A 14261-nucleotide genomic window follows, 5' to 3' on the forward strand; every position below is an offset into this window, starting at 1 on the left:
CCCGAGGGCAAAATAGATAATTTACACGAATTGAAAATGTACATCTACCGCTTTTGGCAAATGCTCGAGTGGCGAGGCAAGCCCAAACCGTCGGCGTTCACGGTAAAACGGTGCACAGGACCCGGGCCACGCCCACGCTGCTGTACCTCGCCTTGGTGTGCTTCACGGCAAAACCGTATGAAGTTTCAAACACGTGTGTCAATACTCAAAAAACAAAAAGTAAATTGTTGGACCAGCGTGCGTATAATTCCCCACTGAAAGGAGTATCGAATACTGACCCAGTTGGCGGCAATTGTGTCTTTCACCTCACTTCGGGACGAAAGACGCAGCGTGGGAGCGCAACGGCTGGCCGGCGTTCTTGCCGGTCTTGATGGTCAGCTTCAAGGACGCTGCCGGTCTTAGCGCCTCCGGCGCCTTGCGCGCCGTTACGTTCCGACGATCTCACTCAGCGCAACACCCCCGCAGCCCTGGCGCAGTCGCCGCTGCGAGGGTCAGGTTCGGCAATCTGGCGGAACCGTGTGCCATGTCGTCTGCTTAGTCTCACCGACATCGACCACCAAACTTGCGAGAGGGGGTCAGGATGGACGCGGGATCAGCGAGAAATGTCGTGCTCGTGCACGGCGGTTTTGTCGACGGGTCCGGTTGGCGTGGGGTCTATGACGTGCTTTCACGCGACGGCCACCGCGTCGCTGTCGTGCAGAACCCCACCCTGTCGCTTGAGGGTGACGTCGCAGCGACACGGCGGATCATCGATGCGCAGGACGGGCCGATCGTTCTCGTGGGCCACTCCTACGGCGGGGCCGTCATCACCGAGGCGGGCGCACACCCGAACGTCGACGCGCTGGTGTACATCGCGGCGTTCGCACCGGACGCGGGCGAATCGGTGAACACGCTCATCGCCGACCCGCCGCCCGGCGCCCCGTGCCGCCTCAGGATGGTTTCCTGTTCCTGGACCGAGAGAAGTTCCACGCGTCCTTCGCCGGTGACCTGCCCGCCGAGCAGGCCGCGTTCATGGCCGATTCGCAGGTCCCGTGGGGTGTGGACGCCCTCGGCGGATCGATCACCGAACCCGCCTGGCGAGCCAAGCCCAGCTGGTACCTGATCGCGACCGACGACAAGATGATCCCACCCCCCGCGCAGCACGCGATGTCCCAGCGGGCCGGCTCGACCGTGGTCGAAGTGGCCGGCAGCCCCTCCATCTACGTATCGCAACCGGCCGCAGTCGCCGCCCTCGTCCAGCAGGCCACGGCCGCAATCGTCGCGGGGTGACAAGCAACGCGAACCATGGCGACGGTTTACCGGTCGCCGCTGCGCGGCCTCGCCGGCGTGGTTTCGTGGCACTCACCCGAACCGGCCTCCAAAACGACTACGCCACGACCACTCTGCCCGGGCTGCTGCTCGCCGGGCTGGGCCTGGGCACCGTGTCCGGCTCGGCGATGTCCGCGGCGACGGTCGGGGTCTCCCCCGCCGAAACCGGCGTCGCGTCCGCGACGGTCAACACCACCGTGCAGATCGGCGGCTCGATCGGGGTCGCGCTGTTGATGAGCCTCTCGGCTTCCGCACCCGGTCTGGTGGTGACCTGGCCGGCACCACGCCGCATTCTGGGGTGGGGCCGTGGCGCTTGCGCTGGCCGCATTGGTCGCCGCGGCGTTGTGCCCCGGCAAGTCCGCGAAACCCGACCCTGAGCCCGAGGCGGTCTTGCCGCACGCCGGCTGAGGCGCACCACCAGGAGGAACCATGACCCAGCCCGGCGTGCTCGCGCGCGATCGGCGCCGTCCACCGCGCGGTGTTCAGCCTGCCCCGGCGGACGGCGCTACACGATCGCGCGCGCGGTGCCCGTGCCCACCACCGACGGGGCGCAGCTGCTCACCGACCTCTACCTGCACGTGGGCGAGGCGCACGGCACTGTGCTCATCCGCACGCCGTATGGCCGCGGGCTGCCCGAAAGCCTGTTCCACGGCCGCGCCTTCGCCGAACGCGGGTACCAGGTCGTGGTGCAGAGCGTCCGCGGGACGGTCGGATCCATCGGCGCCTTGCGGCCCATCGCGCAAGAAACCGCCGACAGCCAGGACGCCGTCGCGTGGCTGCGCGAGCAGCCGTGGTTCACCGGCCGCCTCGCGACGCTCGGCGGTTCCTACCTGGGCTGGACGCAGTGGGCGCTGCTGCAGGACCCTCCGCCGGAGCTGCGGGCGGCCATCGTTCTCGTGGTTCCGCACGACTTCGCCCGCGCCATCCGCGGTACCGGTTCGGTGGCCCTGGCCGACTTTCTCGGCTGGAGCACCAACGTGCAGGCCCGCGGGCCGCGCACGATGCTCGCCGCGCGCCGCCGCGTCGACACCGCGCTACGCGAGCCGACCGCGGAAGCCGCCGCTGCGAAGGCGCTAGGTCCCGCCCACACGTGGTTCACCGACTGGCTCTCCCATCCCGACCGCGATGATCCTTTTTGGACTCCGTACGGGGCCTCGGCGGCGCTGACCGCCACGCGAATCCCCGTGCTGCTCATCGGCGGCTGGCACCCCTGGACTTCGCATGATCTCGCCTCCGCCAGGATCGATTACACTGTGCAATATGCGGTTGGCACTGATCGGGAGTCACGATGTCCAGTGAACTCGCTGTCGCGGACCCGTGGCCTGCGCTTCGGGTCGACGACTGGACCGACACGCGTGACACCTTGCACATGTGGACCCAGGTCGTCGGCAAGATCCGCATGGCCAACACGCCGCCGGTCAACCACTGGTGGCAGGTTCCCCTGTATGTATCCGCGAGAGGCCTCACCACGTCTTCGATCCCGAACGGGAATCAGCTCTTCGACCTGGAATTCGACTTCGTGGACCACCGCCTGAACATCCGTGTCAGCAACGGCGCGCACGGTCAGGTGGTCCTCGAGTCGAAGCCCGTAGCCGTCTTCTATCGGGAGACGGTCGCGGCGCTGGCCAACTTGGGCATCGAAGTGTCAATTTGGGCGACCCCCGTGGAAGTCGAGCGGGCGATCCCCTTCGCCGAAGACAACGCGCATCGCACGTACGAGCACGATCACGCCCGCCGGTTCTGGGGTCAGCTCTCGGCCGCACACCGGGTCATGAGCGAGTACCGAGCCGAGTTCATGGGGAAAAGCAGCCCGGTGCACTTCTTCTGGGGAGCGATGGACCTGGCTTGCACCCGGTTCTCCGGCCGCGCCGCTCCACGGCACCCCGGTGGAGTTCCGAACTGTCCGGACCGCGTGATGGTGGAAGGCTACTCGCATGAACTCGCCAGTTGCGGGTTCTGGCCAGGCGGCAGCGCAGAGGGCTCCTTCTACGCCTACTCCTACCCTGAGCCCGCTGGCTATCGGCAGCGCCGCGTGACGCCCAACGTTGCTTATTTTGACGCTGGTTTGGGCGAGTTTTTGCTGCCGTACGAGGCCGTGCGCACAGCGCCAGACCCGGATGGCATGCTCCTCGGCTTTCTTCGGTCAACCTATGTCGCCGCGGCCGATCTTGGGGCATGGGACCGAGAGGCACTGGAACATCGACCGCACGCGATTGACGGCTGACGCAGTTGGCCGCTGTAGATCCTGCAGCTTGTCCAGCTGTGCCAAGGCGATCGTCCGCTCCGCCAGGCATTCGAAGACGAGACAGCCGAGGTGGCCGTGCTCAGCCGGCTCCGCGGCCGGCTCGATGCGATCGGCGGCGAACCCCGCGCCCGAGCCGATCCTGAGTGTCCGCACGGGTCCATCCTGGACACGACACTATTGTCCCTCGCGGCTTGACCTTCGCGGTCGGCCCGGCGAGATCATGGCGTGGTGACCGGTGCGCGCTGACGGGCTCGGGCCAGGGGGCAGGACCACCATACACCGCAAGGCGACGACACCGGCGAAATACTGCACGGCGGCAAGGAGTCCGACCACGGTGGCCAGGAAACCGACACCGATGACCGGCAGAACGACGCCGAGGTACACGTCCGCGCGATGGGCCAACGGCGTCAGCGATGAGGCCTGCAGCTGCAAGCAGGGCTGGCGACTACCGGGAACCGGTGTCTAAGAAGCGACACGCCGAGACGGTCCTACGCGGCAGTCGCGAGTAGCCAGTGGAGCCGTCGCACTCGGAGGGGCTGCCTCGTCTCCCTGATGAGACGGAAAACGCGACGTTGTGTTCAACCATGCGGTATGGCACAGGTCCAGCTGTGGCGTGCATCCTTAGACAATCGCCATGAGCCCAGCAACAAATGCGCCTACGGCACGACGATTCTCCGCGTCACCGAAAGCTGAACAGAAGACCCATCCTGATCGGAATGCGGATCGCCGGTGGCATCCTGGCCGTCGCCACGCTGGCCGGGGCCACGACCTGCGCCGCCCGGACCAGCCCGCCCCCGCCACAGCTCCGATGCCCACCACGGCATCGCAGCCACCCACCGAAAACCTCACCCCCCTGATCCAGCAGGCCCTTCCGAATGTGACAGGCAAGACGTTCACCTCCGTAGGGGTCGACTTCCCGCCCGGCGCACGCGCGTTACCGCACCGGCACGGTGACGCTTTCGTCGACGCGTACGTCCTCGAAGGCACTGTGCGCAGCCAACTCGAAGGCAAACCGGTCAGCACATTCCGCCAGGGCGAGAACTGGACCGAGCAGCCGGGTGTGCACCATGTGCTCACGGAGAACACCAGCTCGACGAAACGGGCCAGGCTCCTGGTCGTCTTTGTCGCCGACCCCGGAGCCGAGCTCAAGGTCGACGACCCCCACTCGTAGCCCGCAGCCGCTACGGCGGGCAATGTTGCCGGAAAATCCCAACGGTAGAGGCGGCTGAGGGCGTGGGCTCGACCTCAGCCGGCTCGGCCGACGAGCAAGCTGAAGAACCGACTCCGTCAGCCGCGTCGAACAGCACCTGTTGGAGGTCACGCGGCAGAGCCCCGCACCACGCCACGACGGCAGTCGCGATGAGCGGGCAGGGTTCGACGGCGACCCGGACCATGGCGTACGTGCTCGCCATCGGCTGCCGGATGCGCGGTGCCGCCCGCTCACTGCTCGGGTTGAGCGGGCCGGTCAGCACCGCGGTCGGACGCGGGGCGGTCGCCGCGAACGCCAGTGTCGTCGGTAGCGAGTGCGAGATCGGAGGGTCGGTGAACTCGAAACGCGGGCGGTTGCCACGCAGCAGCGTCAACCAGGCGTCGTAGGTGGCTGGACTGGTACGGCGTGGTGGTGGACGACATCCATGTCGGCCAGCTCGTCCACGCTGATGGTTCGGCGGTCAGCGTTGCCGGCTGTCGCGGGTATCCAGACCTCCGGCTCGAACTCCCCGACGCTCACGACCTCCAGCGGATCCGGTAGTGCGTCCGGGGAACACATCAGCCAGCCCAGCCCGGCGTCGGCACGTCGCTGGCGGATCGGCGTGAACTCGGCGTCGAGCGGTGCTTCGAGCCATTCGACATCGACGCCGGCAGCGTCCGCCGTGGACCGAAGACGAGAGGCCGTCCGCACCACGAGCCCCTCCGGCAAATTCGGCGGCAGCACAAACCTCAGACGGGGCCGGCCCAGGCCCGCCACCTGCCGGCTTCGCGTCACTCCGTGCTCAAGCATTGAGAGCACGGCGCGCGACTCCTCAAGCAAGACTCTGCCGGCGGCAGTGAAACGGACACCGGTCCGCCGCCGGTGCAGCAACGGCGCACCGACCAGCTCTTCCAGCCGCCGTATCTGCTGGCTGAGGGTGGGCTGGGTAACGAACATCCGCCGCGCCGCATGCGTGATCGTTCCGGCGTCGGCGACCGCCACCAGGTACCGCAGATGACGGAGCTCAATCCCCTGACGGAGAGCTGTTCCCACACGAGGCTGCTGATCAGGCCCGGTTTGTTGCGTCATTTCTGTTCCATGCATTCGTTTCCTTGTCCATGGCCTGATTGAATCGACGACGCACGCGCGCTCAGGTGATCGAGCTCAGTGACCACAATGCCGTGGTGCGTGGTAGGCCGAATCCGGCGAACGCGTAGCCGTCGGCGGCGCGAGGTGTGGCGCCGCATGGCACTCGTCGCCGATCGCATGTCACGCAACACTCGGTGCGTCACCGATGCGACCGCGCCCGGCACAGGGCACGGTGCGCCGGTGTCGCGATCCGCGCACGACCAATCAAGCCATAGGCCACGCCAATTGGCCGGCGACTCCGGATCCGGCTGAGCTTCGGAAAGCAGCCACTCCCCCGCGCAGAAACGGTCGCTGCGCGCTGCGGACGGAGGATTCACCATGCACGCGACGAGTCCATCGTGGCCCTCCCGGCCGCTCATACGGCCGGCCGACAGCCTTCGTGCGGTCAGGTATGTCGAGGACGTGGCGCATGAGTTGCGATGTCGCGGCGTCCACATCCGATCGGTCGAGGTCAGCCTCGGCCCGGTGCCACGCGACCGCCTGCGGATCGCCGGCGGAAGGGCGCCCGGCAGACCGTATGTCCGCCGAGAGGTGATAGTGGTGTGGCGCGACGGCCTCGGTTGGTGGACCGAATGGCCGGGTGACGACTCAGCCGGCCATTGCCACTGTTTCCTCGACGACTCGGACATCGCTCCGGCCACTGTGGCCTGTCTGGTATGCGACACGCTGGTGCAGCCGCATGGATTGCCGCAGCCATTGCGGCGACCTATGGCAGGACAGGCCCCATCACTTTTACGACAGCCCACCACTTCGATGTACTGGAAAACAAGAAACACACGCGATCGGTCGACATCGAAAGCCGGCCGACAGAAAGGATCCAGAGCATGACCAAGACCAAGGACATCCGCGAGGCGGTCGAAGCCGAGCTCATCTTCGACCCGACGGTGGAAGCGACGGACATCACCGTGAAGAACCTGCGCGGGGACGTCGCTCTCAACGGCACAGTGCCCAGCTACCCGCAGTACCTCAACGCGGCCGCCGCCGCTCGCCGGGTCGCGGGGGTGAGCCGCCTGCACAACCATCTGGAGGTGGTGCTGCCGCCCGGCGACGAACGTGACGACCCGATGCTGACCACTGCCGCGAACAACGCACTCGCGGTGAACGTCACCGTGCCAGCCGGAATCGAAGCCAGCGCGCGTCGCGGCAACATCACGCTGACGGGCACCGTGAAGTACGGCTCCGAGCGGGACGCGGCCGCGTCCGCGGTGGGCTCGCTGACCGGTGTGCGGAATGTCAAGAACGACATCGACATCGCCTACGACGCCGACCCGGTGGACGTGCTGGCGGCCGTCCAGGACGCGCTCGACCGGTACGCGCTGATCCTCGACGACAGCGACGTGGTCGTCGACACCAACGGCAACACCGTCATGCTCACCGGGCACGTGCGTACGTGGGCCGAGCACGACGCCGTACTGGACGCCGCATGGATGACAGCAGGCGTCTACGACCTCCGCGACGACGTGTACATCACCGGCTGACCGTCGTCGCGGTTCAGAGCCGGCCTCCCGGCGCCAGCGGGGTGGCGCCGGGAGGCCAGGCTGCAACGACGTCCCGTGCGGTGCCCACGGCCTTCCCGTCGAGAAGACACCAAGTACCTGGTTTTCCTTCCACACCGACGGTGCCCGGCTTGCGCGGGTCGTCGACTGGATTGACAGTGCACGCGCAGGTGCCTTCGGTCAGGCCGCAGCCTGCGAGGCGCGGGACCTCGAGGTGCAATTCGGTGCGCGCCAGCAGTTCCATCGGCACTGGGGCCGCTTCGCAGACCGTCAACTGCACGGAGGAGGTGTCCGGCCGGACGTCCTCGGGCAATTCGGCGAGCCGAGCGTAGATGGTCGGGACGGCGGAGAAGTAGGTCGGCCAAACCAGGGGATGCACGAGCAGGCAGTGGTCCGCTGGACCGAGAAATATGGCTTCGGCAATCACCCCGGCCACCGCGGTGAGGTTCGAGTGGCCGAGTACCCCCTTCGAACAGCCTGTCGGGCCGCTTGTGTAGATCCGCAGCGCCAGGGCCGTCCGCCGCCTCGGCGCGCGCGACCTGACCACCACCGTAATGACGCTGACCCTCACCGGCCTGACCGCCGACAGCGCACTGGTCCGCGACCCCAGCGCCAAACCACACCGACGACTCGGCTCCACCGCCGCGATACTTACCAGCGCCGCAGCCGATGCGGGCATCCTCCAGTGGCCCCCCACAGCCGTCATCGCGATTGCCACGGTCCTCGTGGCCATCGTCGCCGGCGCGTGCGCACGATGCGTTGGCGCCTTTGGAGAGGGTGCATCCCGAGGCTGACGACCGGCTGGACATCGCGGAGCGAGAGCGGCGGGCGGGTTCTGCCGGCTTTCCGGTTCTGGTGGGGCCGACTCGGGTTGCCAGCGTGACAGGTGGCAAGTGGCAAGTGGCAAGTGGCAAGCTTGATCTGAGACCTGACTATCCACAAACCTGTCGACGACCCGGGAGTTACCCACAGCGGGGTGAAAAACCGCACACTGAACGACCCCTCGACGGTCCAGGAACCCCGCGCGTGAGCGCGGGTCGCGAACACGGAGTGGTAGCTTGCAAAAATGGCTGCGGGAAACTCCGACGCCGCAAAACAACTGTCTGCAGTCGCAGCGAACGTGGAGTCACACCTCCCCGAGGTCAGCCGCGACGTATGGCTATATCTGACTGCCGAAATACCGCCACTTCGGGGCGATGAGGCCATCGTTGAAGCCTTGCAGGCGAGCGTCATGGAAAATGTCACCACCTTGCTGCACATTTTTGAAAACGACATTCCGCCGGGTGATATCGAAGCGCCTGTAGCAGCCAAGGAGTACGCCAAGAGGCTGACCCAGAGGAATATGCCCATAACCGCTTTGGTCAGAGCGTACAGAATCGGGCATTGGCGTTTTCTTCAATGGTGCCTTCAAGAGCTTGACCGTCAGGAAGCCGACGGTGACCTCTGTGCCGCCACGAACCTGCGGATGCTGAGAGTGAGCTTCAGCTACATCGACCGAGTCACTGAGCGTCTCATTGAGGTCCACCAAATGGAGCGGGACCGCTGGCTGCTGGCGCAGACTGCGGTGCGCGCCGCTCGCGTGCGGGACATCCTTGCCGAGAAGGAGGTCGACCTGGACTGGGCGGAACCAGCCCTTGGCTACCGGCTGCGACAACATCACCTCGGACTGGTGGCTTGGCTGCCCGAGCCTACCCGTGGCGATGTGGGACTGGCCCGACTCGACCGGCTCACCACTAAGATCGCCGAGGAGTTCGAATGCCCTGCCAGGCCGCTGTTTGTCCCCCGAGATGAAATAGTGTCGTGGGCTTGGTTGCCATTGGGCTCACACAGCGACGTCTGCTGGGAACGGTTATCGAGCGTGGTCGAAAACGGCGATCCTTCCGTGCGGGTATGCGCTGGACGTGTGGCACCCGGCATCGAGGGATTCCGCAGCACACATCGGCAGGCGCTGTGCGCACAGGAGCTTGCGTCGGTGGCGATTTCAGGTGCACAGCTCACCGCGTATTCTCACGTGGCTCCGATTGCCCTGATGTGTACGCACTTCGAGGACTTGCGTGCTTGGGTATGGAGCGCCCTCGGTCCGTTGGCTGTCGATGACGAGCGCTCCGCCCGGCTGCGCGAGACCGTGCAGATCTTTCTGGCCACCGGAAGTAGCTACGCGGGTACTGCGAGCAGCCAGATTCTGCACAAGAACACTGTGCAGTACCGCATCCGGAAGGCCGAGAAAATCATGGGACGGACCGTACAAGAAGGGCGAACCGATCTGGAGGTGGCGTTGCTCGCCGTCGAATACCTCGGCTCGGCGGTCCTTCGAACTGGTTCGGCATGAGACAAGGTGCACTCGCCGGAGCGCACCTTGTCCGGCGTTGCGCCCTCGCCCAACCCCGTGGTCTTTGGGCACCGTCAGCGGCCCTGCCAGTGGGGCCCGCGCTTTTCGGCGAAGGCACGGGCGCCTTCCCGCGCGTCCTGAGACGCCAGCACGGGTGAGACGATCTGATCCTGCTCGGGAAAGGCATCCTGGTCGCGAAAGGCAGTTCGCTCGTTGACGACGCGTTTCACGGCTGCTACGGCCAGTGGTGCGTTGTGCGCGATGCGAGCGGCCAGTGCCAGCGCGCGGTCCAGTGCCTGGCCCGCTTCGCTGAGCTGGTTGACCAGCCCCAGCCGTTCGGCGTGTTCGGCGGGCAGGGGCTCGCCGGTGAGAAGGAGTTCGACCGCGATGTTGCGGGGGATCCGTTCGGGCAGGCGCACGATGCCCCCTTCGGGTGGCACGAGGCCGTAGTGGACCTCGGGCTGGCCAAAGGTGGCGTTTCGGGCGGCTACGATCATGTCGCAGGCCAGCGCCATCTCGGTGCCGCCGCCCAGTGCGTAGCCCTCGACGGCGGCGATGAGGGGCGTTTTGATCTGGGCGCGGGTGATGCCGGCGAAGCCCCGCCCCGGGAGGACGGGCGTGTCTCCGGCCGCGAACGCCTTGAGGTCCATGCCTGCGCTGAAAACGCTTCCGGTACCGGTGAGGACGCCGACCATGAGGTCATCGCGGGCGTCGAGCTGGTCGACGGCGGTAGCCAGTGCCCGGGCGGTGGCGCCGTCGATGGCGTTGCGGGCCTCTGGCCGGTCGATGGTGATCACGAATATGCCGTCGCGTTCCTCGGTGTGCACCGTGGTGGCGCCTGTGGCCGTGGTCATGATGATGGTTCCCTTCTCTCGGTCTTCCGTCAGTCGATCGCTTTTGCCGTGCGCAGGTCCTCGATTCCGGCAGCGTCGAAGCCGAGGTCGCCGAGCACGGACTCGGTGTGTTCGCCCAGGTCGGGGGCCGGGCGCGGGCGGACCTTCTGTTCCTGGTCCAGGTGCACGGGGCTGTCGACGGTCAGCTGCGGCTCAGCGCTGCCGTCGTCGATCGGTACGAGGACCTTGTTGGCGAGGAGCTGGGGGTCGCGGGCGCATTCTTCGAGAGTCTGGACGACTCCGTAGGTGAGGCCCGCGGCGTCGAGAACCTCACGCCACTCGGCCAGTGGGCGGGTCGCGAACGTCTTGTCCAGCAGGGCGACGATCTCGGCGGCGTGAGCGCGACGGCTCGCGGTGTCGGCGAAGCGTGGATCCTGCGCCGCCTCGAGATGGCCGATGGCCTTAAGAAACAGGGGGACCTCCTTGTCCTCGTTGACGAACACCAACAGCACCCAGCGGTCGTCTGCTGTCCGGTACGTGTTCCCCAGCGCATTCGGCGGGTGCAACCGGTCGACCGGGCGAGGCCCCTTCGCCCCAACCAGTACGGCTTGCAGCCACATACTCGCCGCCCAGGCACCTTCCGCGAGCAACGACGCCGTGACGCGGGCGCCCTGACCGGTCTTCTCTCGCCGGTACAACGCGGTCATGATCCCGGCGAACAGGGTTGTCGCCGTCGCGTGATCGCCTGATCCGAAGGCGTTCATCGCCGGCGGCGCGTCACGCTGGCGTGTCACGTCCATCAGACCGCTGCGCGCCCAGAACGCCGTGACGTCGAAGCCCGGCTGGTGCGCGTCCGGACCTGCCTCACCGAAGCCGGTGACATCGGCGTAGATCAGCCGGGGATTGAGGGCGGCGAGCTCGTCGTAGTCCAGGCCCAGCTTGGCCCGGGTCTGCGGCGGAAAGTTGGTCACCAGCACGTCGGCCCACCGCACCAGCCGCTCGAGCACGGGCTTGGCGCCGGGTGACTTCAGGTTGAGCGCGATGCTGCGCTTGTTGCGGTTGTCCAGCTGCCAGGGGTAATTGACCCCTTCGACATGAGGGTTCGGCGGCACCCGGCTGAGACCACGGTAGGCGTCGCCGACGTGCGGTGGTTCCACCTTGACGACGTCGGCGCCGAAGTCACCGAGGACGGTGGCCGCGGCCGGCCCGGCGATGAAGCTGGCAAGATCAACGACGTGCAGGCCCTCCAGCAGGGGCGTGTTCTCCATGACAGGAAATTCAGGCGGCGTCGGCAGTCGCGCCGACGCGATGCGTGCTGAGTCAGCGGCGCGGAGCCGCGGGCACGAAGGCGTTGTATCCGGTGATGTCCCGGCCGACGATCAGCGCCTGAACGGTGTCGGTGCCCTCATAGGTGTCGATGGCCTCGATGTCGCACAGGTGTCGGGCGATGTGGTAGTCGAGCAGAATGCCGTTGCCGCCGAGCATGTCGCGGGCGTCGGCGAGGATTGCTCGTGCGCGTTCGGTGTAGTGCATCTTGGCCAGCGCCACTCGCGGCATCGAGTACTTGCCCTCGTCCATCAGCTGGCTGAGCCGGTACTGCATGCAGACCATGTCGGTGATGTCCGCCAGCATCCGCGCCAGCCGGTACTGGACGAGCTGGAAAGCGGCCAGCGGCATCCCGAACTGGTGCCGCTGCTTGGCGTAAGCCAAGGCCGTCTCATAGCCTGCGATGGCGGCGCCGATCGCTTCCCAGGCCACGCAAAAGCGCGAGGCCAGCAGGACCTTTTCGGTATCGCGGAAGGTGTTGCCGCCCGCCAGCCGGTTCTCCGCGGGCACCCGGACGTCGGTCAGAGAGATCTGAGCATTCTGGACACAGCGCAGCGCCGTCTTGCCCGTGATGGCCTGGGCATCGAACCCCGGCGTACCCTTCTCGACCACATAGCCGCCCACATGCCCGTCATCGCCGCGCGCCCAGATGATCACGTAGTCGGCGAAGGTCGCGTTGCAGATCCACCGCTTGTGACCGTTGAGCACGTAGGAATCACCGTCCCGGCGCGCGGTCGTCTCCAACTTGACCACGTCCGTGCCATGCGCGGGCTCGGTCAAACCGAACGCGCCGATCTTCTCCAAACGCGCCATCGGCGGCAGGAAGCGCTGCTTCTGCTCCTCCGAGCCCAGCACCGCGATCGACGTCATGGCCAGGGCCGAGTGGACACCGGTGAACGTCGACATGCTCAGATCGCCGCGAGCCAACTCGAGGATCACCACGCCGGTCGTCACATTGCTCATACCCGGGCAGCCGTAGCCGTCGATCTGGAAACCCGCGATACCCAACTGCGCCAGCTTGGGGACCAGTTCGTGCGGGAACTCCGCGCGCTCCCAGTAAGGATTGATGACCGGGTTGACCTCCCGGTCCATGAAATCGCGGACCTGCTGGCGAAGGGCCCGCTGCTCGTCGGTCAGCAGTTCACCCAGCAGGTAATAGTCGGACTGCTCGGTCCCACCCAGCACCGGCGGCTCCACCCCCGACCTCCCGTTCCCTCCCGAGGAGGCCCCAGTCAGGGTGCTCTGGCCCGAGCCGGATGCTGTGTCGTGTGTCGCGTTCATCTACCGCTCCTTATCGTCTACGTGGATTGGATCGAGTCAGTAACCACGACACTAGGAACAGGCGGCGCGACAGCCATTGGGCGCGGAATACCGCATTCGGTGAGAAGTTCGTGCTTTTGAACGAAGCCATCCATCGGTATCCCGCTCGCAACCTAGGCGCCGCTCCTTCGTGTCCGGGAAGCCTGGCTCACTATTCCCGCGCCCAGGACCGGGACCAGGGCCAGGCAACGCTTTACCTGCACCACTACGGAGTTCTGCTCGGCTGGGAGCGGAACGACTGCAACTCGCCCACCGAACACAACTGCCCGACCACATCGGGACCAAGTGATCGCACGGTGAGCGGCATTCGCCGGCATCCGGCGCGACTCGCCGACACTGGGTTCCCTCAGATTTCTAGCCCCTGGTCCAGGGTTCGAGCCCCTGACGACGAACAGGCTTCCCCCACCTCCAGCCGGGTTGCGCTAGTGCTCAGGCGACATCAGGGATACCCGGCCGGTGCGAACCCACTCCGCACCGGCCGAGTTCCACTCCCGCTCGATCGGGCCCTCTGCATTCCCCGACCCCTTAGTTCGCCACGCCGAGCCTGTCTCACGACGCCGACGCAGCCTTCCCTGCCGGGCAACGCGTCACCCGGCAGGCCGGTGTCACCCAGGCGACGGGCACACCCCAACCGCAGCCGACACTGGCCAAAGCCCGCCCGGCGACACCCTGTGGCCTTCAGCTTGCAGCCGTCCCAGCGCGGATCTGACCGCTCGTCAACGAGGATCGGCAGGTACGCGTGGATCCTCGCCGAGACACAACACCGGATCCAGGCCGCGTTCCAGCACCGGTCTCCAGACCCGGCCCGCGGAACTGGCCCTGGCCCGCACGCTCGACGACCTGACCGGAGAATGAGCGACAAGACGCCCCGCCCGCGCCGCGGTGACGCTGATCCGTGACCGCGCCCCGTGCACAGACCGTGGATCGGAGAAGGCCATAGCCTCCCCCGCATCACAGCCTGCCCCGCATCACCGCGGCGAAGCGCGCGGCGCCCGCACCACGTCGGCCACCGGGACTCCAGCTCCGGCCTTCGCCCGACCAGGTCACCGAGCGTGCGGACTGGTGA

General features: G+C 66.6%; 13 protein-coding genes and 2 pseudogenes. 9 read left to right on the plus strand and 6 right to left on the minus strand.

Annotation, left to right across the window (positions count from 1 at the left end; all coding sequences use genetic code 11):
• Positions 1-580: 580 nt before the first annotated feature.
• The 5 genes and pseudogenes from AB0M56_RS43415 to AB0M56_RS43435 all read left to right on the plus strand — a co-directional run.
• Positions 581-817: pseudogene (locus tag AB0M56_RS43415) on the plus strand (alpha/beta fold hydrolase); the annotation flags it as partial.
• A 104-nt stretch (positions 818-921) separates the two neighbouring features.
• The gene (locus AB0M56_RS43420) at positions 922-1269 is read left to right on the plus strand and encodes an alpha/beta hydrolase (protein WP_364187383.1); all 348 of its coding nucleotides are present in this window, start codon (positions 922-924) and stop codon (positions 1267-1269) included.
• Positions 1270-1334: 65 nt separating this feature from the next.
• Complete coding sequence (locus AB0M56_RS43425) at positions 1335-1685, plus strand: hypothetical protein (protein ID WP_364187386.1); 351 nt, start codon at positions 1335-1337, stop codon at positions 1683-1685.
• Between the two features lie 201 nt (positions 1686-1886).
• A pseudogene (locus tag AB0M56_RS43430) lies at positions 1887-2471 on the plus strand (CocE/NonD family hydrolase); the annotation flags it as partial.
• Between the two features lie 125 nt (positions 2472-2596).
• On the plus strand, positions 2597-3532 hold the full coding sequence (locus AB0M56_RS43435; RefSeq protein WP_364187389.1) for a DUF5996 family protein: 936 nt from the start codon (positions 2597-2599) through the stop codon (positions 3530-3532).
• Here the strand turns inward: AB0M56_RS43435 and AB0M56_RS43440 are convergent.
• Complete coding sequence (locus AB0M56_RS43440) at positions 3452-3706, minus strand: acyclic terpene utilization AtuA family protein (RefSeq protein WP_364187391.1); 255 nt, start codon at positions 3704-3706, stop codon at positions 3452-3454. The two genes, AB0M56_RS43435 and AB0M56_RS43440, sit on opposite strands and share 81 nt — an antisense overlap.
• Positions 3707-4430: 724 nt before the next feature.
• Between AB0M56_RS43440 and AB0M56_RS43445 the strand changes: the two genes are divergently transcribed.
• A complete protein-coding gene (locus AB0M56_RS43445; RefSeq protein ID WP_364187393.1) occupies positions 4431-4724 on the plus strand; it encodes a cupin domain-containing protein in 294 nt (97 codons plus the stop codon).
• Positions 4725-5132: 408 nt separating this feature from the next.
• Here AB0M56_RS43445 and AB0M56_RS43450 read toward each other — a convergent pair whose 3' ends face one another.
• Entirely contained in the window at positions 5133-5831 is a 699-nt protein-coding gene (locus AB0M56_RS43450) for a LysR family transcriptional regulator (protein WP_364187396.1), read from the minus strand.
• Positions 5832-6715: 884 nt separating this feature from the next.
• Between AB0M56_RS43450 and AB0M56_RS43455 the strand changes: the two genes are divergently transcribed.
• Positions 6716-7369, plus strand: a complete 654-nt coding sequence (locus AB0M56_RS43455) for a BON domain-containing protein (RefSeq protein ID WP_364187398.1) — start codon at positions 6716-6718, stop codon at positions 7367-7369.
• Between the two features lie 13 nt (positions 7370-7382).
• Here the strand turns inward: AB0M56_RS43455 and AB0M56_RS43460 are convergent, their stop codons facing one another.
• Positions 7383-7823 (minus strand): AMP-binding protein, encoded by a 441-nt coding sequence (locus tag AB0M56_RS43460; RefSeq protein WP_364187400.1) that lies wholly within the window; start codon positions 7821-7823, stop codon positions 7383-7385.
• Positions 7824-7941: 118 nt separating this feature from the next.
• Here AB0M56_RS43460 and AB0M56_RS43465 point away from each other — a divergent pair, with 118 nt between their 5' ends.
• Together AB0M56_RS43465 and AB0M56_RS43470 are read left to right on the plus strand one after the other, a co-directional pair.
• Entirely contained in the window at positions 7942-8181 is a 240-nt protein-coding gene (locus AB0M56_RS43465) for a hypothetical protein (protein ID WP_364187402.1), read from the plus strand.
• 272 nt (positions 8182-8453) lie between these two features.
• Complete coding sequence (locus tag AB0M56_RS43470; RefSeq protein ID WP_364187405.1) at positions 8454-9716, plus strand: helix-turn-helix domain-containing protein; 1263 nt, start codon at positions 8454-8456, stop codon at positions 9714-9716.
• A gap of 74 nt (positions 9717-9790) precedes the next feature.
• Here the strand turns inward: AB0M56_RS43470 and AB0M56_RS43475 are convergent, their stop codons facing one another.
• The 3 genes from AB0M56_RS43475 to AB0M56_RS43485 are packed head-to-tail and all read right to left on the minus strand — an operon-like array spanning position 9791 to position 13072.
• The gene (locus tag AB0M56_RS43475) at positions 9791-10570 is read right to left on the minus strand and encodes a crotonase/enoyl-CoA hydratase family protein (RefSeq protein WP_364187408.1); all 780 of its coding nucleotides are present in this window, start codon (positions 10568-10570) and stop codon (positions 9791-9793) included.
• Between the two features lie 29 nt (positions 10571-10599).
• The gene (locus AB0M56_RS43480; protein WP_364187411.1) at positions 10600-11817 is read right to left on the minus strand and encodes a CoA transferase; all 1218 of its coding nucleotides are present in this window, start codon (positions 11815-11817) and stop codon (positions 10600-10602) included.
• A gap of 52 nt (positions 11818-11869) precedes the next feature.
• Positions 11870-13072 (minus strand): acyl-CoA dehydrogenase family protein, encoded by a 1203-nt coding sequence (locus tag AB0M56_RS43485; protein ID WP_364187412.1) that lies wholly within the window; start codon positions 13070-13072, stop codon positions 11870-11872.
• Between the last annotated feature and the right edge of the window lie 1189 nt (positions 13073-14261).

The organism is Amycolatopsis sp. NPDC051372 (assembly GCF_040682095.1).
GTDB lineage: Bacteria > Actinomycetota > Actinomycetes > Mycobacteriales > Pseudonocardiaceae > Amycolatopsis.

What these genes read in the sequence shown, in the direction of transcription:
- AB0M56_RS43455 (WP_364187398.1), top strand. Translation starts at nt 6,716, where the DNA reads ATGACCAAGACCAAGGACATCCGCGAGGCGGTCGAAGCCGAGCTCATC.
- AB0M56_RS43470 (WP_364187405.1), top strand. Translation starts at nt 8,454, where the DNA reads ATGGCTGCGGGAAACTCCGACGCCGCAAAACAACTGTCTGCAGTCGCA.
- AB0M56_RS43435 (WP_364187389.1), top strand. Translation starts at nt 2,597, where the DNA reads ATGTCCAGTGAACTCGCTGTCGCGGACCCGTGGCCTGCGCTTCGGGTC.
- AB0M56_RS43450 (WP_364187396.1), bottom strand. Translation starts at nt 5,831, where the DNA reads ATGACGCAACAAACCGGGCCTGATCAGCAGCCTCGTGTGGGAACAGCT.
- AB0M56_RS43480 (WP_364187411.1), bottom strand. Translation starts at nt 11,817, where the DNA reads ATGGAGAACACGCCCCTGCTGGAGGGCCTGCACGTCGTTGATCTTGCC.
- AB0M56_RS43475 (WP_364187408.1), bottom strand. Translation starts at nt 10,570, where the DNA reads ATGACCACGGCCACAGGCGCCACCACGGTGCACACCGAGGAACGCGAC.
- AB0M56_RS43465 (WP_364187402.1), top strand. Translation starts at nt 7,942, where the DNA reads ATGACGCTGACCCTCACCGGCCTGACCGCCGACAGCGCACTGGTCCGC.